Here is a 19,211-nt window from a genome sequence, read left to right as displayed (position 1 = left end):
GAGGTCAAAAGGATAGTGCTACCTGGACGGCAGGACCGCCCGATGAGGGGAAGGTGGTCGAGGGAATGTAGGTAGGGGTCGCCTGAAGCGTCAGCTCCGGAGAGATGTCGAAGTGTGCCAGCTCCGCATCGACGTAAGCATCGATGATGGACAAAGCGTAGACTCCTACGGAGACAATGATGGAGAGATCGCGATTGCGCCTATAGAAGTCACGTCCGTGGCGGAGAGTCTCTTGGAAGGAGCCGTTGGTCCGGTAGCTATTGGGGTCGGCGCCTGCGGGGACAAAGGCGATCCACGAGTCGTTGGTCATCGGGTCGTCGCTCTTGATGTCGCTGTAGGCCTTGGCGTACTCGAGGAGGTTGTTGTTATTCCACGATATGGCGTAGTAGAGGGCGGTCATACCGCCGATGATGATCGGGACCTTCCAGTACTTCCTATTATAGACCTGTCCACCCCCGGGGATGATCGCCCAGAGGACGGCGGCTCGGGGACTGGGGGAGAAGGTCTTCTGCACCTCAGCCTTCACAGGAACCTCCGTCGGTATCAGCCGAGCGCTATCCTGCTGCGCTGCCAGGGCGTCTGCCTTGGTGGGCGTGAGGATGGTGGTGTCTTGCTGAAGGGGTGTCGTGGGGATGGTATCGGAGCCGACCGCCTCGCTACCGTATGCCAAGCCCGTCCCCAGGCTCAGGACCAGGAGAAAGAGAATGGGCAGTAGATGACTACTCGGTCGGCACATACACTACAGCTTGCTCAGCATGGAGAGGATCTCCTGCAGCTGATCATCGCTTGCGAAGGGGATCGTGATCCGACCCTTGCCGGAGGCGTTGCAGCTCATCTTCACCTTTGTCCCGAGGCTCCTCGAGATCTGGTCCGTGGTGCTGCGGTACTGTGCCAGGCGCTCCTTGGCTGCCTGACGAGCCTCCTGCGACTTAGCCTTACTGCTCGGCTCGGCGGTGCTGTACTCGCGCGCCATCTGCTCCACGTCTCGGACGGATAGGTCGTCGGTGAGGATCTGCTTGTAGAGCGCCAGCTGCAGCTCTGTGTCCTCTATACTGAGGAGAGCGCGGGCGTGCCCCATGGAGAGCTTCCTATTCTTCAGCCCCAGCTGTATCTGAGCGGGGAGCTTGAGGAGACGGAGGTAATTGGCTACCGTGGCGCGCTTCTTCCCCACGCGTGTCGCCAGCTCCTCCTGCGTCAGCCCGTCGGCATCGATCAGCTTGCTGAATGTGAGGGCGATCTCTATCGCATTGAGATCCTCGCGCTGGATATTCTCGATCAGCGCCATCTCCACCACCTGGTCGTCATCCACTGTGCGGATGTAGGCGGGGATCGTCTCCAGCTCAATCAGTCGGGCAGCTCGGTAGCGCCGCTCGCCGCTGATGATGATGTACTTCCCCTCGCCCTTGCCATCCTCTCGGACGGTGATCGGCTGGACGAGCCCGATGTGCTTGATCGACGAGGCAAGCTCCTCGAGCGTCTCAGCGTCGAAGTCCGCACGAGGCTGATCAGGATTGGGATAAATGGCGTTGAGAGGAAGCTCGGAGATGGAGGAGGATCCCCCGGTCTCCACCTTCTTTATATTGACGAAGTCGTTGGGGAAGAGGGCATCGAGTCCTCGCCCGAGGGAGGCGCTGTTTCTATTGTTCGTACTCATGAGATGGTTCGGCGGATCTGGATGTGATTGTTCTCCATCACCTCGTGAGCCAGCTCGAGGTAGTTCTGACTCCCCTTGGAGGAGAGGTCAAAGTCGAGGACGCTCTTCCCGAAGCTCGGTGCCTCGCTGATGCGGACGTTGCGATTGATGACCGTGTCGAAGACGAGGTCCTTGAAGTGCTTCTTGACGTCCTTATAGACCTGCGTGGAGAGCTTCGTCCGGCTGTCGTACATGGTCATGAGGAAGCCCTCTATGTCGATGGGGGGATTGAGCCGCTCCTTGACGATACGCAGGGTGCTGAGGAGCTTGCTGATCCCTTCAAGGGCGAAGTACTCGCACTGGACCGGGATGATGACCGAGTCGGCGGCGGCGAGGGCAGCTATCGTGATGAGTCCGAGCGAGGGCGCACAGTCGATGAGGATGAAGTCGAAGTCCGGCTTCAGCAGCTCCGTGATCCGCCTGAGGACATACTCCCTCTGCGGGACATTGACCAGCTCCACTTCCGCCCCCGCGAGGTCGGTGTGTGATGGCAGGATCTCCAGCCCCTCCACGGTGGAGGGGATCAGGCACTTCCTCGGGTCGGTATCTCCGAGGATACAGCCGTAGGTAGAGAGCTCGGCGGACTTGGCCTGAGCGCCGAGCCCGCTGGTGGCATTGGCCTGCGGGTCTGCGTCGATAAGGAGCACGTGGCACCCCAGGGCGACCAAGGCCGCAGAGAGGTTCATCGCCGTCGTTGTCTTGCCGACACCGCCCTTCTGATTGGATATAGCTATTACTTTGCCCATAGCACTTGCCTGATAGTGATCAGGGACAAAGTTAGGCAAATTCTATCACATACTCCCCGGTTTTCTGCCCGTGGAACAGGGGTGACGCCTTTGAGCATTGGGGTAATCATATTCATAGAGGGCTTATCCGTGAGGCACCCACAAGGGGTGCTTCGTTCCCCACTCTTCACTATTAGATGAATGGCTACGGTGTCTCTCAAATGCGACACCCCTGACCCACTCAATTGTTCCCCGCTCCCTTGGGCGCTATTTTGGTACCTTTGTCGGAAGAGACGAAGGAGAGAAGAGATGGACTTTGAACTCATATCAAGCTACAAACCGACCGGCGACCAGCCACGGGCGATCGCTGACCTGGTCCATGGCGTAGAGCGGGGGCAGCGCTTCCAGACGCTGCTCGGCGTCACCGGCTCCGGTAAGACCTTTACGGCGGCTAATGTAGTGGCCGAGGTGCAGCGGCCGACATTAGTGCTGTCGCACAATAAGACACTGGCGGCGCAGCTCTACGGAGAGTTTAAGAGCTTCTTCCCCCACAACGCTGTCGAGTACTTCGTCTCCTACTACGACTTCTACCAGCCGGAGGCCTATCTCCCCACCAACGATCTCTACATCGCCAAGGATATGTCGATCAATGACGAGATCGAGAAGCTCCGACTCCGCACCACCACCCAGCTGCTCTCCGGTCGGCGCGACATCATCGTCGTCGCCTCCGTCTCCTGCATCTACGGTATGGCCAATCCTAAGGACTACGCCGCCAAGAAGATCCTCATCCGGACCGGTCAGCAGATCGAGCGGGACGATCTGCTTCATCAGCTGGTGCAGATCTACTACACGACCGCCCAGGGGGAGTTTAAGCCCGGCACCTTCCGCTCCAAGGGCGACACCGTCGACCTCTTCCCCGCCGTGGAGGACTACCAGGGGATCGCCTACAGGATCGAGTTTTGGGGCGACGAGATCGACCGCATCTCCTCCTTTGTCCCCCTCACCGGTGAGGAGATCGAGGAGCTGGACGAGGTCTTTGTCTATCCGTCCAATCTCTTCGTCACCACCAAGGAGCAGACCGACTGGGCAATGGCGGAGATCAAGAAGGATCTCGACAAGCAGACGAGCCTCTTCGAGCAGGAGGGGAAAAAGATGGAGGCTGACCGACTCTACGAGCGGGTCACCAACGACCTCGCCATGCTGGAGGAGCTCGGCTACTGCTCCGGCATCGAGAATTACTCCCGCTACTTCGATGGGCGTCAGCCGGGCGAGCGACCCTACTGCCTCCTCGACTACTTTCCCGAGGACTACCTGATGATCATCGATGAGAGCCACGTCACGATCCCCCAGGTGCGGGGGATGTATGGCGGCGACCGACAGCGGAAGGAAAACCTTGTCTCCTACGGCTTCCGCCTCCCGGCGGCGATCGACAATCGCCCGCTCCGCTTTGACGAGTTTGAGCAGATGCAGGGAGACGTCATCTACGTCTCCGCCACTCCGGGCGATTATGAGCTGGAGAAGAGCGACGGCATCATCGTCGAGCAGCTGATCCGCCCGACAGGACTCCTCGACCCGAGGATAGAGGTTCGCCCGACCAAGAACCAGATTGATGACCTCATCGATGAGATCAATACCCGCATTGAGCGGAGTGAGCGGGTGCTCGTCACCACGCTCACGAAGCGGCTTGCAGAGGAGCTGGCGGAGCACCTCGCCGACCTCGGGATCAAGACGGAGTACCTCCACAGTGAGGTGGTGACGATCCGCCGTGTGGAGATCATGGAGGGGCTTCGGCGGGGAGACTTCGACGTGCTTGTCGGGGTCAATCTCCTCCGTGAGGGGCTCGACCTGCCGGAGGTGTCGCTCGTCGCGATCTTTGACGCCGACAAGGAGGGCTTCCTCCGCAACCACCGCTCCCTCACCCAGACTGCCGGTCGTGCCGCACGTAATGTCAATGGTCTCGTCATTTTCTACGCCGACAAGATCACCGACAGCATGCGGATGACGATGGACGAGACCGAGCGGAGGCGAAAGATCCAGATGGCGTACAATGAGGAGCACGGCATCACGCCCCATCAGGCGATCAAGTCCTCCACCACCTCGATCCTCGACATGACCGGGCCGAGCAAGACCGCCGACGCTGCCACCCCGAGGGAGTACCGCATCGAGCACGCCAAGGAGTCAGCGGCGGAGAAGAGTCTCGACTTCCTCAAGACGGACAACCTCGCCGACAAGATCGAGAAGACCCGCGAGGCGATGCAGGCGGCCGCCAAGGCGCTTGACTTCGTCGCCGCCGCCCAGCTGAGAGACATCCTCTTCGAGCTACAGGCAGAGGAGGGCGGCTCCGCTGAGGCGACAGAACTGGAGAAGAGTGCCGCCAAGCGCATCGCTGCCCGTGACCACGAGCGGTCGGCTCACGAGGCGAATAAACTGGGGAAGAAAAGGCGCTGACCCATGACCGACAGCTCCTGGATGACGTCCGGACAGCGGGAGGCGATGGATCACTTCCGCTCCTTCGTCAGTAGCGAGGACGAGACCGTCTTTGTCCTCCGAGGCTACGCCGGCACCGGCAAGACCACCCTCCTCCGCTCCTTCGTGGACTACGTCAGCGACCTCGGCGCACTCTATGTACTTGCCGCCAGCACCGGCCGTGCGGCCAAGATGCTCACCCTCCGCACCGGTATGGAGGCGCAGACGCTTCACTCGCTCATCTACCACTTCCACCGCTTCGGTGACAGCATTAAGGACCTCCTTGAGGATGAGAAGGGGGAGCGCAGCCATGCCGTGCCGGACGAGGAGCCGGCGGAGGAGATGCTCTCCCTCTTCAGCGCCTCCACCATCTCCGATGATGAACGGCAGTGGGGGCTGCGGGTCTACTTCATCGACGAGGCGTCGATGATCTCCGACAGGGAGACTAAGGGCGGGATGCTCAGCTTCGGCAGCGGCAACGTCCTCGCGGACCTCTTTAAGTACGACCCCGAGGGGAAGTTCGTCTTCGTCGGTGACGACAGCCAGCTTCCGCCCGTGGGGCAGGACTACTCGCCCGCCCTCGTGCCGGAGTATATGGAGATGCTCTACGATGTCCGCGCCACAGGATGCCAGCTGACGGAGATCGTCCGGCAGGATAGCCGGAGTGGCATCGTCCTCGCCGCCGCCGAGATACGCGCCCTCTACCTCGATCCCCCGGAGGTGAAGTGGGGCACCCTCCCCCTCAAGGGCTACGACGACATCGTGATCTGCGACGATCAGGAGACGCTCGTGAGCGACTACCTTACGGCGATTGGCGACAAGGACTTCGATCGCTGCACCTTCATCTCCCTCTCCAATAAGCGCTGCGCCGAGGTTTCCCGCCGCGCGAGGGAGCTCTACGGCTACATGGCGCCCGTGGAGGTGGACGACCTCCTCCTTGTGACCCAAAACGACCTCACCACCGGCCTCGCCAATGGCGACCTCATCGAGGTGCTCGAGGTCTCCCTCTCGCGGAAGAGGGTCCGCGGTGGGGTCACCTTCGTCCCCGTCCGGGTGCGGAATATCGACGACAGTGCCGAGTACGAGACCCTGCTGATCCTCGACTTGCTGGAGCAGGACGCCCCGGGACTCTCCTCCGCCGACTACAAGGCGCTCTACAAGGACTTCGCCATCCGGATGCGGAAGGAGGGGACCAAGCCCGGCTCTCGGGGCTTCCGGAAGTCCCTCCGGGAGGATCCCTACCTCAATGCACTCCACTGTCGCTACGGCTACGCCCTCACCTGCCACAAGGCGCAGGGCGGCGAGTGGCCCGAGGTCTTCATCGACCTGCCGGTCTGGCTTATGAAGGAGCCCAAGAGCGAGGCTTATCGCTGGGTCTACACCGCCCTCACCCGCGCCAGGTCCGTCGCCCACCTCGCCAAGTCCTTTGTCATCAAGTAACAGAAAAGTCACACGATCTTCATCACGGTTCGGCCTGAAAAGAGTACCTTGCTTGCGTGGTGAAGTAGTCACCCGCTCTTTAAGGACTTAAGCAATGTAATCTTATGGAAAGTACCATGTTCAGATCCACACTTCTGGGTCTGCTGACACTCCTTATGGCAGGATGTGTCAATCAGCAAAGTCCCCTGGATCCTCAGGGATCTGCCGAGCTGTCTCACGACCGACAACTCAAACATCGTACATGGGAGCAGGTCTATGTACAGTCTGACTTTGGGTTCCTTCCGAGCTTTTTCGACAGGGTGCTTCTCCCTGCCGGTGGTGTGGAGACCTCTCTTTCGGATGAGGTGAATGTGGAGACCCTATGTGAGATTGTCGACTTCCTAGACAGCAAGCTTGTGGGTGTCGTGCCGCCGGAGGGCTTCTACTTCCGGGCAATGGCTGACATCACTCTGACGGTCAACCGAGAGAGTGGTCGCATCTCGGTAGATCAGATCGTCCTGCAGAGATATGATCAGATGCCAAAGGACATCCTCTTCCCTTATGCCGCTGCTGAGGCTATACTTCAGACGGATCATCCCGACTTGGATCCAACACAGATCCTATTACGCACGGCTAAGTCCAGGAAGTATGCCATTGAGTGTGAAGGAGGAGAAAAGGACGGCGAGCGAATTGTCGTGGAGAGAACTATCTCCGGAGCCAAAAAGGCTTTTAAATTCACCGATGAGTGCATTGACGGAGGTGGCTGCACGAAGACCTGCAAAGCCACTCTGACACTAGTCCTCTGAGTCGTTTCCTTAGTAACAAGCTCTCGCCCCTGTCGATCGTGACGGGGGCGAGAGCTTTTTTTTTGCTCCGGTGCCAAGGGTGACGCTTGTGAAAATAGTCAATCGGTGGTAGCCTGCATCCGAAGGATGCCTATGGAGTGAGCGCCCCTGCCGGGGTGCTCTCCCCGATGACCTTCTTAGGGTCATCGGGGAGGGTCGCCGAAGCTTACTCGCGCTGGTAGCCGGCGATGGCGTCGGCGATGGAGATGCCCTGGGTGATCCGCTTCGCCATGCCGATGCCGTCCCGCACCCCGCCGGCGATCTGCAGCCCCGGGTACTCCGCCTCCAGTCGGCGGATGTCCTCGTGGATCCCTTCCGTCGTCAGGTCATACTCCGGTATGGCGTGGCTGTAGGGGGCGACGAAGACGAGGTCCGGCCGGATATTCTGCGGGATCTTCATCATATCGTACAGCTCCGAGAGGGCGATCTCCTGCCGCTCCTCGAGGCTCGTGTCGGTCACCAGATCCGGATTGCGCAGCCCGCCCATAAATATCGTGAAGAGCGCACTGTCCTCATACGGCACTTTCCCATCGAAGCAGGAGGAAGGGAAGAGGATCCCCAGCACCCGCCGCCGCTCGCAGGTCGGCACTAAGGCACCGAAGGCCCGTCGCTCCACCCCGGGGAGGTGTTCAAAGCCCACCACCACCTCCGTGATCGGGGCGTAGACGAGCGTCCGTATGCGATCGAAGCGTCCTGCCCAGTCGTCCGGGAAGAGAGGGGGAAGGAGGTCGGGACGGATCGTCGTCACCACATGGTCGCACCGGACTGTCTCGCTCTCTCCCCCGGAGGTAAAGGTCACCTCATACCGGTGATCCTCCACGGGACGGATGCGGATGTCGGTGGCACCGGTGACGAAGCGCCCGCTGCGGGAGGCCTTCCGCTCGATCCCCTCGATCAGGCGCGAGAGCCCGCCGACGACGTTGAAGACCTTCTTTGTCGCCTTCTTGTCCCGCTCCGTCGGCTTCCGCTCCCTCATCAGCCTCATCGAGCCGCCGATGAAGCTCCCATACTTCCGCTCCAGGTCGTAGAGCTTAGGCAACGCCAGCCGCGTCACCAGCTTGTAGGGGTCGCCCGCATAGACCCCACCGATGAAGGGATCCACCGCATAGTCCACCATACTCTTCCCGAGGCGCCTCTCGGCGAGGTCCCCGACGCTCTCATTGGGGTCGGTGCCCCGCTTCACGAGGGGCTCAAAGGGGATGTGCAGCTTGTCCCGCCACGAGAAGAGCGGGGTCGTGAGACCGCTGATCGGGCCAGACGGCAGCGGGTGGAAGCGGTCTCCCTTCCAGATCCAGCGCGCCTCCGAGGCCGACTTCGCCACCTCCATCTCCGCCTCCGGGGCGACGTACTCAAAGAGCTCCGCCACCTCGGGCGTGGAGACCGACCCGGTATTGGGCCCGGTCTCAAAGGTGTACCCCCCCTGCTGATGCGTCTGGATCTGTCCCCCCAGTCGCTCCTCCCGCTCGAGGAGGAGGAAGGGGATCTCGTGCCTGTCGCACCCTGCCGCCACCGACATACCTGTAAGTCCCCCGCCGATGATCACCACGCGGGGCTGCTGCTTATCCCCTGCTGTCATACTCTATCTATTCTTTGGTTACGACAAAGGTAGGGAAAAAAGAGGCCAATGATTTACAGGCTCCGGTGTCTCGCCATCGAGAACCCTCACCTAGTGAAGGGAATGCACCCGCAAGGGGTGCCCCCCCCGCCGAGTGCGCTATCCCCTATCAGACGAGTCGGACAAGTCGGACGGGTCGGACGGTCTGCACAAACGTACCGGCTTAGAGCGCACGCATTATGCCTCGACCCCTTGTGGGTCGCCGGGTATGGGGGTGGCTGCTCGGCGACCCACAAGGGGTCGAGGGGGTAGGGGTGGGTTGCTACACATCGGTCACCGCTTCGCGGATGACCGATGCCTATGGAGCGAGCACCCCTGCAGGGGTGCCACACCGACGTCTCTCCGACACCGACTTTGCCTGCTGTAGGATGTGCGCAATTCTTTTACCGGTATTAGTGATCTCTAATATCGGTATTAGTCTTTTCTTTTACCGGTAATAGTTTTCTCTAATACCGATATTAGATCAGGGCGAGAATCTGTATCGGGAGAATGGGGTACCTTTGTGAGAGAGAAATCAATCGACAATCAAGATATGACTGAGAAAACCGAGCGTAAGAAGATTACCGCAAGAGACTTTGCGGAGCTGAAGGGGCAGCGGAAGCTTGCCTGTGTCACCTGCTACGACTATACCTCTGCCCTCCTCGTGGACAGGAGCCACATCGATGCGATACTGGTGGGCGACTCGGCGTCCAATACGATGGCGGGCCACCCGACGACGCTGCCGATCACGCTGGATCAGATGATCTACCACGTGCAGTGCGTGACGCGTGCGGTGCGCCACTGCTTCGTAATGGGGGATATGCCCTTCGGCACTGTGCATGGGGACCCCTATGCGGCGCTGCAGAACGCCATCCGGATGATGAAGGAGGGCGGCTGTGATGCGGTGAAGGTGGAGGGCGGTCGCGAGGTCCGCGCCTCGCTGGAGATGATCCTCGGGGCAAATATCCCTGTGGTGGGGCACCTGGGGCTGACGCCGCAGTCGATCCACCGCCTCGGGGGCTACGGCTTGCAGGCGAGGGAGGAGGCGGCCGCCGAGCGACTGCTGGAGGATGCGCGGATGCTGGATGAGATCGGCGTCTCGGCGATCACGCTGGAGAAGATCCCCGCCACCCTCGCCAAGCGGGTGACGGAGGCGGTCTCGGTGCCGACGATCGGCATAGGTGCCGGCCCGGATACCGATGCGCAGATCCTTGTGATGCAGGATATGCTGGGGATGAATGAGGGCTTCAGGCCGAAGTTCCTCCGTCGCTTCGGCGAGGTGGGGGAGGCGATGGTTCGCGCCTTCGACGACTACGCCGCTGCCGTGGCGGAGGGTTCGTTTCCCGATGAGAGCGAGAGTTATTAATTCTTTTACGAAAAAAAGATATGAGACTGGACGGAAGACAAGAGAGTGGCAACGTAGAGGATCGGCGTGGTAGGCGGGTCAGGGGTGCCAGCATGGGCATCGGGGGGCTGATCGTCGTCGGGCTGATCACCTGGCTGATGGGGGGTAATCCCCTCGACGTGCTTCGGCAGGGCGGTGGCGCGATCGTCACGCAGCAGACGGCTCAGGAGGAACCGTATACCCCGACGGCCGAGGAGGAGGAGATGGCCACCTTTACCAAGGTGATCCTCAAGGGGACCGAGGATGCCTGGACAGAGATCTTTGCGAAGTATGGCAAGACCTACACGCCGCCGCGGATGGTGCTCTATACCGATGCGGTGCAGAGTGGCTGTGGTGGGGCGTCGTCGCAGGTGGGTCCCTTCTACTGCTCGGCGGACCAGACCTTGTATATAGACCTCTCCTTCTTTAACCAAATGAAGACACAGCTCGGTGCCGGAGGCGACTTTGCCTACGCCTATGTGATCGCGCACGAGGTGGGGCACCATGTGCAAAACCTCCTCGGGACGCTCGATAAGGCGCATACACGGATGGCGCAGGTGAGCAAGACGGAGGCGAATGCGATCAGCGTGCGGCTGGAGCTGCAGGCGGACTACTACGCCGGCATGTGGGCGCACTACGACGATGCGCGCTTCGGTTCGCTCGAGCCGGGCGACATCGAGGAGGGGATCAATGCAGCGCACGCCATCGGGGATGACAAGCTGCAGATGGAGGCTCAGGGGTACGTGGTGCCGGATGCCTTCAATCACGGCACCTCGAAGCAGCGCATGGCGTGGCTCTATAAGGGCTACCGCGAGGGGACGCTGGAGGGAGGCGATACCTTTAGCCTGCCGGACCCGTCGATCTGATAGGCTTGATCATGCGAGGGAGCGAACCGCCGGGGCGAGGACCTCGCTGACGACGCGGTCGGTCATCCGGTGCTCGCCATCGAAGGAGGCGGTGCAGGCGGTGCCGTAGTGCTGCTCGAAGTCGCTCCTGCAATCGACGGTGGTGTCTCGGGTGCCGAAGAAGCCGAGGATCGGCTCCTCTCGACCGTCGCGGTCTCGCAGGTGGTCCCACTGCCGCTGCTCCGTCTCGCGGAAGTGACGGATGATCTCGTCGGTGATCTCAAAGGTGGTCTCCCCGTTGAGCCGCGGCTGGAGGTAGTGGTACTGCCCGACGTGGAGGATCTCGGGCATCTCGGAGAGGTGGAGGGCAGGATTGACCGCTATGCGGCGGTAGCCGACCATCTGATGGGCGTAGAAGGCGCCGAGGCTGGTGCCGAGGATGACGTCCGGTCGGAGCTCTGCGCAGAGGGTGCGGAGGAAGTCGAGCGCCTCGAGGGGGTCCTGCGGGATGTCGGGTGCCTCGACCCGCCAGTCGGGGAGGCACCTCCGGAAGCGCCCCACGGTAGCGGTCCCGGCACCAGACTGAAATCCGTGGAAGTAGATCAGTGTCTTAGTCATCCTCATCATCAGAGTAGTGGGGTCATGTAGAGTGGCAGGAAGGTGATCCCCTCCTCGCTGATCCGCAGGTCAGCCGGGTGGATGACGTACGGCGTCGCTAAGTCGCGGTCGTATTTCTTGATGCACTTGCGGAGGGAAGTGAGCGTGTAGCGCTGACCGCTCTTTACCTCAATGGGAGAGATATTGTGCCTTGAGGTGACCCTGGACTTGGTGATGAGGAAGTCGATCTCCATGCGATCCTCTGCACTCTCTCGGGTAGGATTGGAGTAGAAGAAGAGGGAGTGCCCCGCCGAGCGCAACATTTGTGCGACGATGTTCTCGACCACCATCCCTTTATTGAAGGAGAGTTTATCGAGAAGGATCTTTTTGTAGATCTCCTCGTCCACCAGCTCTTCGCTACCGAAGGACTGGCTGAGTAGCAGTCCGGTGTCAGCCATATATATCTTGAGGGTGGTGCGGTCTTGATTGAGCATCAGGCCCACGGAGGGCTCGGTGGCGTTGTAGCACATATTGACGACCATTGCCTCATCGAGCCAGAAGAGAGCTGCCTCGTAGTCCCTCTGTCGCGCCCCCTCCTCCAGGTCAGAAAGGGTGAATCGGCGCTCGTGGCGCTGGAGCTGAGCCGGTATTTGATCGAAGACTGACGAGACTCGGGCGCTGTGGAGACCTGCATACTTGCGGATGTCGGCTCGGTAAAGGTCGAGGATGCGGCGCTTGACACGATCGACATCGGCAAAGCTCTTTGTCTCTACGTACTTAGCGACTGCCTGTGGCATGCCGCCTACGATCATATATTGCCGGAAGTAGTCCATCGCCTGTCGGTGCATTACCTGACCGAGAGGTCTCTTTGCCTCGTAGCAGTCGCGGATAAAGGGCATCAGCATCTCATTTCCCATAGCCCACAGAAACTCCTCGAAGTCTATCGGATAAAGCTTTACCTGCTCCTCCTCCGATGGGATGACGATGTCAGCAACGTTGCGCTTGATCGACACGAGAGAGCCCGTCTCGATGTAGTCGTACCGTCGATCCGCTACCAAGTACTTGATGGCGGCTCTGGCGCGGGGATAGAGCTGTACCTCGTCAAAGATGATGAGCGACTCCCGCTCGTAAAGGGGGGTCTGTGCGTAGTTGCTTAGGTAGAGGAAGAACATATCCAGATGATCCAGATATTGATCAAAGAGTCCCTTGACCTCCTCCGATACCCTATTGAAGTCAATCAAGATGTAGCTCTTGTACTCTCGCTTGGCAAATTCCTCCACCAAGTAGCTCTTGCCGACCCGTCGAGCTCCGTCGATCATCAGGGCCGACTCGCCTCGGGACTGTTCCTTCCAAGCCTTTAGTCTGTCGTATAGTTTTCTCCTCATATCTACTCTCTCCTAATCTGCTATGGTGCACAAATATACCCAAATGCAGATTATCGGAAGGGGTGAATCTACACCAAATGCAGATTATCGGAAGGGGTGAATCTACACCAAATGCAGATTATCGGGTGGGGTGAATCTACACCAAATGTAGATTATCGGGAGGCTGTCCGACAGGGGACCCCGGTAGGGGTCCTTTCTGCATAGCCCGCGGTCGAGGCACGAAGTGCCGATGACCCCGGGTCACCTGCGGTACGCCTTATATATACGACCCCGATAGGGTGTCGCTCCCTCCAGAAGCTCTCTATGACGAGCGACGCCCTATCGGGGTCGAGGGGGTAAAAGAGGGCTATGCTTACCCGGGGTCGTCGGGGCTGCGCCCCTCCGACACCCGGGCTATGAACAACGCACCCCTGCCGGGGTGCAGCCCACAGGTCGGACAAGTCGGACAAGTCGGACAAGTCGGACAAGTCGGACGTTTTGCCCAAATACACTAAGCTCTGACAGCAATACCGGCATCCGCAAGGATGCCTATGGAGCGAGCACCCCTGGCGGGGTGCCTCCGCGATGATCCTGCATTCCTATTTTTACCGAAATGCAGATTATCGAAAGGGGTGGGCTTACTCCCGGAGGGTGGAGGAGAAGGGGATACGGTTCTCTATCGAGCGGCCGAGGGTGAGTTGGTCGGCGTACTCGAGGTCATCACCGACGGAGACACCGCGGGAGAGGGTGCTGATACTGAGGTCGGGGATATCCTTTAGGAGGCGGTAGATGTAGAAATTGGTCGTGTCGCCCTCCATGGTGGTGCTGAGGGCGAGGAGGATCTCCCTCACCCCCTCGTCCTCTACCCGCTGGGGCAGGTCGGCAAGGAAGAGGTCATCGGGACCGATGCCGTCGATGGGCGAGATGAGTCCGCCGAGGACGTGGTACCGCCCGTGGTACCGCCCTGTCTGCTCTATCGCCAGCACCTCACGCACGCTCTCGACGACGCAGACGAGCCGCGGGTCGCGTCGGGGGTCGCTGCAGATGGCGCAGAGCTCCTCGTCGCAGATATTGTGGCACTCGCTGCAGTAGTGGATGCCGTCGACGAAGTCTCGGAGGTCATCGGTGAGCCCGTGGGTGAAGCTCTTGTCCTCCCTCAGGAGGAAGAGTGCCAGCCGTAGGGCGCTCTTGCTGCCGACACCGGGTAGCCCGCCGAGAGCCCGGACGGCTCGGTCGAGGAGAGGAGAGAATTGTCCCAGGTCCTGTCTCATGCATCGATCTCGGCAAAGGTGCGCCGACGGAGCTCAAAGTCGGTCCCGAGGTATTTCTCCCGGACGATCTCATTCGCCGCCAGCTCCTCCGCCGTCCCCTGGAAGAGGATCTTTCCCTCAAAGAGGAGGTAGGCTCTGTCGGTGATGGAGAGGGTCTCATTCACATTATGGTCAGTGATCAGCACACCGATATTGAGCCGCTTGAGGCGGGCGATGATGGACTGGATGTCCTGCACGGCGATCGGGTCGACACCGGCAAAGGGCTCATCAAGCATGATGAACTTCGGGTCGATGGCGAGGCAGCGCGCGATCTCCGTCCGTCGCCGCTCACCGCCGGAGAGTCGGTCGCCCTGGTTGGTCCGCACCTTCTCGAGTCCAAATTCGCTGATCAGCGACTCAAGCTTCTCCTGCTGCTGCTCCTTAGTGAGCTTGGTCATCTCGAGGACAGAGAGGATATTGTCCTCCACGCTCATCTTGCGGAAGACGGACTCCTCCTGCGCCAGGTAGCTGATCCCTCGGTGTGCCCGCTTGTAGATCGGCTCCCGCGTGATGTCCTCATCATCGAGGTAGATCCGCCCGTTATTGGGCACCACCAGCCCCACCGTCATGTAGAAGGTGGTGGTCTTGCCGGCACCATTGGGACCGAGCAGCCCGACGATCTCTCCCTGAGAGACGTTGATGGAGACGTGGTTGACTACCGTGCGGCTCTTGTATTTCTTGACGAGGTCTTCAGTCCGTAGATTCATGTGACGTTATAGGAAAAGGGTACACCAGGCATCGAAGCGGTCGAGATTGTCCTTCCCATAGCCGCGCTGCTTCTCGCGGAGGCTCTCGACGCTCTTCTCGACGGTCAGCTTCTCCACATTCCCCTTGGAGTAAAAGCAGTCGGCAAAGCAGATGATCTGCTCCTCGAGGGTAATCGGCACCATATCGCGGTGCGGCATCTCGTAGCCCTCCCGCAGGATCTCCTCCAGCGTCACGCCGGTGCCGGTATGCCGCTCACAGACGAGTGCATGGCGGGGCAGCCCCTCCTTACGGAGGAGGTCGGCACCGAGGGCGCCGTGCATCAGGTAGGGCTCGGTGCCGTGGCAGTCTATGCTCGGCGCATCGGTGAGGAAGATGCCGATGTCGTGGAGCATTGCCGCCTCGGCGACGAAGTCTCGGTCTAAGTGCCACTCGGGATGGCGATCGACGATATCCAGCGCCTTCGCCGTCACTCGCTCACTGTGGATCGTCAGGATGCGGTACGCCTCCGACGCGGGGTCGTAGTACTTGAGGATCAGCTCCAGAGGGTCTACACACTTGCTCATAGGGGGTTACTTGTCTGATACGAGACGACAGTCCACGGAGCCGATCGCCAGTTCTGCGCGGGCAAAGATCGGTAGTCGCTTGGCATCCCGGGTGATGTAAAGCCGCAGCGTGTCCTGATTCTTCTTAAATCCCGGGTCGCCAATGTCGAAGCTTACCTCCATCGTGCTGACTGACTTGCCCTTATACTTCCGCATCTTGTAGCCGATGAAGGTGAAGCGCCCCTCCGTCAGCTCCTTGCCGAGCGGAATGATGAAGCGCTGCCCGCTCTTGGCGGCTGTCAGCTCGTCCTCGGGTATCGCCCGCACATAGGCGACCATGGAGATCAGGTCCAGCACGGCCGCACTCGTCGCATCGATGCGGCTGTCGCGAGACTCCCTCAGGGTGCCGTCCTCGTGGTACTGCCGTGCATTGGTAAAGACGGTTTTGGGGGTAAATCGGTAGGTTACCTCGTCCCGCATGCGGTACTTATTCTCATCGATCCCCTTGTAGAAGCGCTTAGGCAGCCGGTCGGCGCCGTACCAGGTCTGCATCGTGTCCCGCATGGGGAAGAAGGTCTCGACGGCGTTCTTCGTCCGGAGCAGGAGCCGCGTGGTGCAGCCTCCACCCCGTGTTGGCGTGGTGGTAAGGGTGGCTGTGCCTACGCTGCCCTTGATGAAGCCAAAGGAGTATGAGAGGTCAAAGGTGAGCGTCTCACTCCCCGCCAGCATGGGCGATGACTTGAGACGAGCCGTGGGGCCCTGAGCCGCCGCCATCCCCGAGAGGAGCGTGAGGAGCAGGGTAAGAGTGTATGATAAAATGGGACGCATCCTTGCGTTACTTGCCCGGTGTCGGGATGATGTCAAATCCAGTGTAGGGGCGCAGCGCCTCGGGGATGACGATGCCCTCAGGCGTCTGGTTATTCTCCAGCAGTGCGGCTACGATGCGGGGCAGAGCGAGGGCGCTACCATTGAGCGTGTGGACGAGGTGCATCTTGCCGTCCTCGCCCTTGAAGCGACACTTCAGGCGATTGGCCTGGAAGCTCTCGAAATTGGATACCGAGCTCACCTCCAGCCAGCGCTCCTGAGCGGCAGAGAAGACCTCGAAGTCGAATGTCAGCGCCGATGTGAAGCTGATGTCACCACCACAGAGCCGGACGATGCGGTACGGTAGCTCCAGCTTGGTGACCAGTGTCTCCACGTAGCGAACCATCTGATCCAGTGCCTCGTAGGAGTGGTCGGGGTGCTCGATGCGAACCAGCTCCACCTTGTCAAACTGGTGTAGGCGGTTGAGCCCCCTCACGTCCTTGCCGTAGCTCCCCGCCTCTCGACGGAAGCAGGCGGAGTAGGCGCACATGCGGATCGGCAGGCTCTTCTCATCGACGATCTCGTCGCGGAAGATATTGGTTACCGGCACCTCAGCCGTCGGGATGAGGTAGAAGTCGTCCACCTCGCAGTGGTACATCTGCCCCTCCTTGTCGGGGATCTGCCCGGTGCCGAAGCCGGATGCCTCATTGACGACAAAGGGGGGCTCGATCTCGAGGTAACCCGCCTCGCGCGCGCTGTCCATAAAGAAGCAGATCAGCGCCCTCTGGAGTCTCGTGCCGTAGCCGGTGTAGACGGGGAAGCCCGCTCCGGTGATCTTCACCCCGAGCTCGAAGTCGATCAGGCCGTACTCCTTGGCGAGCTCCCAGTGAGGCTTCTTATGGTCCGGGTGGAGGTCAGGGATCTCGCCGCCCTTCCGCTCAATGACGTTGTCGTCGGCCGACTTGCCGGCGGGGACAGTCTCCGAGGGAGCATTGGGCAGGAGGACGATCGTGTCGACCTGCTGCTGCTCCAGATCCCGCTTGCGGTCGGTCAGCTCCTTGGATCGATCCTTGAGGCTGCTCACCCTCGCCTTGATCGTCTCAGCCTCGTCGCGCTTGCCATCGCGCATCAGCCCGCCGATCTCTCGGGAGAGCTTATTGATCTCGGCATTGGTCTCGTCGAGCTCGCTCTGGGTCTGTCGACGCTCCTCGTCGAGGGCGCGCACCTTGTCGATGATCGGCTCCGGATCGACATTCTTGATCTTCAGTCTCCGGATCGCCTCATCGGTATGCTCCAGTAGGAATTCAGTCGTTAACATCTCGGATCTGTACTCTATCTATTGTTTCGTAATTGCTTGATGTATGTAACATACAAAGGTACCGAATAAATTCAGTACCCCGATAAGAGAGAAATGGCTCAGAAATGGGGCTCGATCTAATATCGGTCTCAGTGAAAACTAATACCGGTATTAGTGAAACCTATTACCGGTATTAGTCGCGCCTATTACCGGTAATAGATTTGCGTCGTCAGACTACCTCTTTTTCTTGCTGATCAAGATCGACCCGATGACCAGTGCGAGGGGGATGGTGATCATTGCCACCACTGCTTCAGTAAATGATAGTTGCTTGTCTTTCATATCCGTGTATTGTGCTAAATATTAGTCGGCATATAGCAACCCAAATGTACCGCTTTTTCTCTCATTGCCCCACTCGTCAAGGGGCATCGATGATCTCCAGCCTTAGAGAGGGGCTCTGTCGGACGAGTCGGACGGGTCGGACATTCTGCACAAAGTAGCCGGCTTACACAGTATGTCGACACTCGTAAGGGCGCCACCCAGCCGAGAGCGCTAATTCACGGGGTGCCGCCCACGAGTCGGACAAGTTGGACGTTTTGCCCAAAGACACGAAGCTCTGACGGTAATATCGGCATCCGCAAGGATGCCCGTTCCATAGGCATCGGTCGAGGCACGAAGTGCCGACGACCGATGTATAAGCGTACATATTATGTCTCGACCCTTTACGGGTCGCCGGGAAGGCGGGGGGCTGCTCGGCGACCCACAAGGGGTCGAGGTGGTAGGGGAGGGGGGTACATCGGTCACCGCTTTGCGGATGACCGATGCCTATGGAGCGAGCACCCTACGGATGCCTCACGGATGGGCCTCACGTGGTATTATACGATTACTCTAAATCTCAAGGGCGTCCCCACGACACGCTACTCGAAAAAAGTGTCACATGTGACAACTTTTTCGAGTAGGATTAATGGATTTAAGCCAAAAGCGTGTATTTCTACTCGAAAAAAGTGTCACACGCTCTGAGGAGGAGACACCGGTGCTTAGGAGTGAGAGCGGCATCACGACCATAAGCATCTATGACTTTTTGCTCAATCCTGAGTCGCTGGAGCTGTAAGACCGATGCCTCATCGATGGTGATTGTGGGGCTTCCTCCTTACGGCTATTGCCATTTTGTGGGTACCTTTGTCAAGGTATTTAATAGGAGAGGGGGGTACTCCTTAAGTTTTTCCCGCATACCTCTCTCCGCTGTAAGTCTCTTAAGTCATGAATTACAGTCTACTTGACTTCCTCAGCCTGCTTGGTTCGCTCGGTCTCTTCCTCTACGGGATGAAGATCATGAGCGAGGGTCTGCAGAAAGCTGCCGGAGATCGCCTTCGCTCGCTGCTCTCGGCCATTACCTCCAACCGCTTCCTCGGTGCGCTGACCGGCCTCTTCATCACCGCGATGATCCAGTCCTCGTCGGCTACGACGGTGATGGTGGTGAGCTTCGTGAATGCCGGGCTCCTCAATCTCACGCAGGCGATAGGCGTCATCATGGGTGCCAATATCGGTACCACGGCGACGGCCTGGATCATCTCGCTACTGGGATTTAAGGTGGAGATAAGCGCCTTCACGATCCCCATGA

At 59.6% G+C, this 19,211-nt stretch carries 18 protein-coding genes; 7 read left to right on the top strand and 11 right to left on the bottom strand.

All coding sequences use genetic code 11. The features are described from left to right. Positions 1 to 4: 4 nt before the first annotated feature. The 3 genes from B088_RS04520 to B088_RS04510 all read right to left on the bottom strand — a co-directional run bounded on the left by B088_RS04520 (position 5) and on the right by B088_RS04510 (position 2,439). On the bottom strand, positions 5 to 670 hold the full coding sequence (locus tag B088_RS04520; protein ID WP_155802310.1) for a DUF5683 domain-containing protein: 666 nt from the start codon (positions 668 to 670) through the stop codon (positions 5 to 7). A 69-nt stretch (positions 671 to 739) separates the two neighbouring features. Beyond that, the gene (locus tag B088_RS04515) at positions 740 to 1,654 is read right to left on the bottom strand and encodes a ParB/RepB/Spo0J family partition protein (protein ID WP_018107225.1); all 915 of its coding nucleotides are present in this window, start codon (positions 1,652 to 1,654) and stop codon (positions 740 to 742) included. Further along, a complete protein-coding gene (locus B088_RS04510; protein ID WP_026170491.1) occupies positions 1,651 to 2,439 on the bottom strand; it encodes a ParA family protein in 789 nt (262 codons plus the stop codon). The genes B088_RS04515 and B088_RS04510 overlap by 4 nt, the downstream gene beginning before the upstream one ends. A 288-nt stretch (positions 2,440 to 2,727) precedes the next feature. Here B088_RS04510 and uvrB point away from each other — a divergent pair, with 288 nt between their 5' ends. The 3 genes from uvrB (at position 2,728) to B088_RS04495 (ending at position 7,109) form a co-directional block, all read left to right on the top strand. Further along, the gene (gene uvrB, locus B088_RS04505) at positions 2,728 to 4,866 is read left to right on the top strand and encodes an excinuclease ABC subunit UvrB (RefSeq protein WP_018107223.1); all 2,139 of its coding nucleotides are present in this window, start codon (positions 2,728 to 2,730) and stop codon (positions 4,864 to 4,866) included. Between the two features lie 3 nt (positions 4,867 to 4,869). Then, positions 4,870 to 6,324 carry an ATP-dependent DNA helicase gene (locus B088_RS04500; protein WP_018107222.1) on the top strand — a complete coding sequence of 485 codons (1,455 nt, stop codon included), beginning with the start codon at positions 4,870 to 4,872 and terminating at the stop codon, positions 6,322 to 6,324. A 104-nt stretch (positions 6,325 to 6,428) separates the two neighbouring features. Next, positions 6,429 to 7,109, top strand: coding sequence for a hypothetical protein (locus B088_RS04495; RefSeq protein WP_155802308.1), 681 nt, complete (start codon positions 6,429 to 6,431; stop codon positions 7,107 to 7,109). A gap of 205 nt (positions 7,110 to 7,314) precedes the next feature. Here the strand turns inward: B088_RS04495 and hemG are convergent, their stop codons facing one another. After that, positions 7,315 to 8,724 carry a protoporphyrinogen oxidase gene (gene hemG / locus B088_RS04490; RefSeq protein WP_018107220.1) on the bottom strand — a complete coding sequence of 470 codons (1,410 nt, stop codon included), beginning with the start codon at positions 8,722 to 8,724 and terminating at the stop codon, positions 7,315 to 7,317. A 571-nt stretch (positions 8,725 to 9,295) separates the two neighbouring features. Here hemG and panB point away from each other — a divergent pair. After that, complete coding sequence (gene panB, locus B088_RS04485) at positions 9,296 to 10,108, top strand: 3-methyl-2-oxobutanoate hydroxymethyltransferase (protein WP_018107219.1); 813 nt, start codon at positions 9,296 to 9,298, stop codon at positions 10,106 to 10,108. Positions 10,109 to 10,128: 20 nt separating this feature from the next. Continuing rightward, positions 10,129 to 10,992, top strand: a complete 864-nt coding sequence (gene ypfJ / locus B088_RS04480) for a KPN_02809 family neutral zinc metallopeptidase (RefSeq protein WP_018107218.1) — start codon at positions 10,129 to 10,131, stop codon at positions 10,990 to 10,992. Between the two features lie 9 nt (positions 10,993 to 11,001). Here the strand turns inward: ypfJ and B088_RS04475 are convergent, their stop codons facing one another. The 7 genes from B088_RS04475 to serS all read right to left on the bottom strand — a co-directional run bounded on the left by B088_RS04475 (position 11,002) and on the right by serS (position 17,614). Further along, on the bottom strand, positions 11,002 to 11,589 hold the full coding sequence (locus B088_RS04475) for a YqiA/YcfP family alpha/beta fold hydrolase (RefSeq protein WP_162137995.1): 588 nt from the start codon (positions 11,587 to 11,589) through the stop codon (positions 11,002 to 11,004). Positions 11,590 to 11,597: 8 nt separating this feature from the next. Then, complete coding sequence (locus B088_RS04470) at positions 11,598 to 12,953, bottom strand: ATP-binding protein (protein WP_025081719.1); 1,356 nt, start codon at positions 12,951 to 12,953, stop codon at positions 11,598 to 11,600. 617 nt (positions 12,954 to 13,570) lie between these two features. Then, entirely contained in the window at positions 13,571 to 14,203 is a 633-nt protein-coding gene (gene recR / locus B088_RS04465; RefSeq protein ID WP_018107215.1) for a recombination mediator RecR, read from the bottom strand. Next, a complete protein-coding gene (gene lptB, locus B088_RS04460) occupies positions 14,200 to 14,949 on the bottom strand; it encodes an LPS export ABC transporter ATP-binding protein (protein ID WP_018107214.1) in 750 nt (249 codons plus the stop codon). Before lptB ends, recR begins: the two co-directional genes overlap by 4 nt. A gap of 6 nt (positions 14,950 to 14,955) precedes the next feature. Next, positions 14,956 to 15,513, bottom strand: a complete 558-nt coding sequence (locus B088_RS04455; protein ID WP_018107213.1) for an HD domain-containing protein — start codon at positions 15,511 to 15,513, stop codon at positions 14,956 to 14,958. 6 nt (positions 15,514 to 15,519) lie between these two features. After that, positions 15,520 to 16,320 (bottom strand): DUF3108 domain-containing protein, encoded by an 801-nt coding sequence (locus B088_RS04450; protein ID WP_018107212.1) that lies wholly within the window; start codon positions 16,318 to 16,320, stop codon positions 15,520 to 15,522. A 7-nt stretch (positions 16,321 to 16,327) separates the two neighbouring features. Next, a complete protein-coding gene (gene serS, locus B088_RS04445; protein ID WP_018107211.1) occupies positions 16,328 to 17,614 on the bottom strand; it encodes a serine--tRNA ligase in 1,287 nt (428 codons plus the stop codon). A 940-nt stretch (positions 17,615 to 18,554) separates the two neighbouring features. Between serS and B088_RS08575 the strand changes: the two genes are divergently transcribed. Beyond that, positions 18,555 to 18,701: a hypothetical protein gene (locus tag B088_RS08575; protein ID WP_018107209.1), complete on the top strand. Its 147-nt coding sequence runs from the start codon at positions 18,555 to 18,557 to the stop codon at positions 18,699 to 18,701. 149 nt (positions 18,702 to 18,850) lie between these two features. Beyond that, a partial coding sequence (locus tag B088_RS04440) for a Na/Pi symporter (protein WP_038973919.1) occupies positions 18,851 to 19,211 on the top strand: 361 nt, incomplete at its 3' end.

Source organism: Porphyromonas bennonis DSM 23058 = JCM 16335, from assembly GCF_000375645.1.
In the GTDB taxonomy this organism is placed as follows: domain Bacteria; phylum Bacteroidota; class Bacteroidia; order Bacteroidales; family Porphyromonadaceae; genus Porphyromonas_A; species Porphyromonas_A bennonis.
The sequence above is the reverse complement of the archived record's forward strand: the minus strand, read 5'-3'. Positions and strand labels throughout refer to the sequence as shown.

What these genes read in the sequence shown, in the direction of transcription:
- panB (WP_018107219.1), top strand. Translation starts at nt 9,296, where the DNA reads ATGACTGAGAAAACCGAGCGTAAGAAGATTACCGCAAGAGACTTTGCG.
- B088_RS04515 (WP_018107225.1), bottom strand. Translation starts at nt 1,654, where the DNA reads ATGAGTACGAACAATAGAAACAGCGCCTCCCTCGGGCGAGGACTCGAT.
- hemG (WP_018107220.1), bottom strand. Translation starts at nt 8,724, where the DNA reads ATGACAGCAGGGGATAAGCAGCAGCCCCGCGTGGTGATCATCGGCGGG.
- B088_RS04450 (WP_018107212.1), bottom strand. Translation starts at nt 16,320, where the DNA reads ATGCGTCCCATTTTATCATACACTCTTACCCTGCTCCTCACGCTCCTC.
- B088_RS04495 (WP_155802308.1), top strand. Translation starts at nt 6,429, where the DNA reads ATGGAAAGTACCATGTTCAGATCCACACTTCTGGGTCTGCTGACACTC.
- B088_RS04455 (WP_018107213.1), bottom strand. Translation starts at nt 15,513, where the DNA reads ATGAGCAAGTGTGTAGACCCTCTGGAGCTGATCCTCAAGTACTACGAC.
- recR (WP_018107215.1), bottom strand. Translation starts at nt 14,203, where the DNA reads ATGAGACAGGACCTGGGACAATTCTCTCCTCTCCTCGACCGAGCCGTC.
- B088_RS04470 (WP_025081719.1), bottom strand. Translation starts at nt 12,953, where the DNA reads ATGAGGAGAAAACTATACGACAGACTAAAGGCTTGGAAGGAACAGTCC.
- uvrB (WP_018107223.1), top strand. Translation starts at nt 2,728, where the DNA reads ATGGACTTTGAACTCATATCAAGCTACAAACCGACCGGCGACCAGCCA.
- B088_RS04510 (WP_026170491.1), bottom strand. Translation starts at nt 2,439, where the DNA reads ATGGGCAAAGTAATAGCTATATCCAATCAGAAGGGCGGTGTCGGCAAG.
- lptB (WP_018107214.1), bottom strand. Translation starts at nt 14,949, where the DNA reads ATGAATCTACGGACTGAAGACCTCGTCAAGAAATACAAGAGCCGCACG.
- B088_RS04500 (WP_018107222.1), top strand. Translation starts at nt 4,870, where the DNA reads ATGACCGACAGCTCCTGGATGACGTCCGGACAGCGGGAGGCGATGGAT.
- B088_RS04475 (WP_162137995.1), bottom strand. Translation starts at nt 11,589, where the DNA reads ATGACTAAGACACTGATCTACTTCCACGGATTTCAGTCTGGTGCCGGG.
- ypfJ (WP_018107218.1), top strand. Translation starts at nt 10,129, where the DNA reads ATGAGACTGGACGGAAGACAAGAGAGTGGCAACGTAGAGGATCGGCGT.
- B088_RS08575 (WP_018107209.1), top strand. Translation starts at nt 18,555, where the DNA reads ATGGATTTAAGCCAAAAGCGTGTATTTCTACTCGAAAAAAGTGTCACA.
- serS (WP_018107211.1), bottom strand. Translation starts at nt 17,614, where the DNA reads ATGTTAACGACTGAATTCCTACTGGAGCATACCGATGAGGCGATCCGG.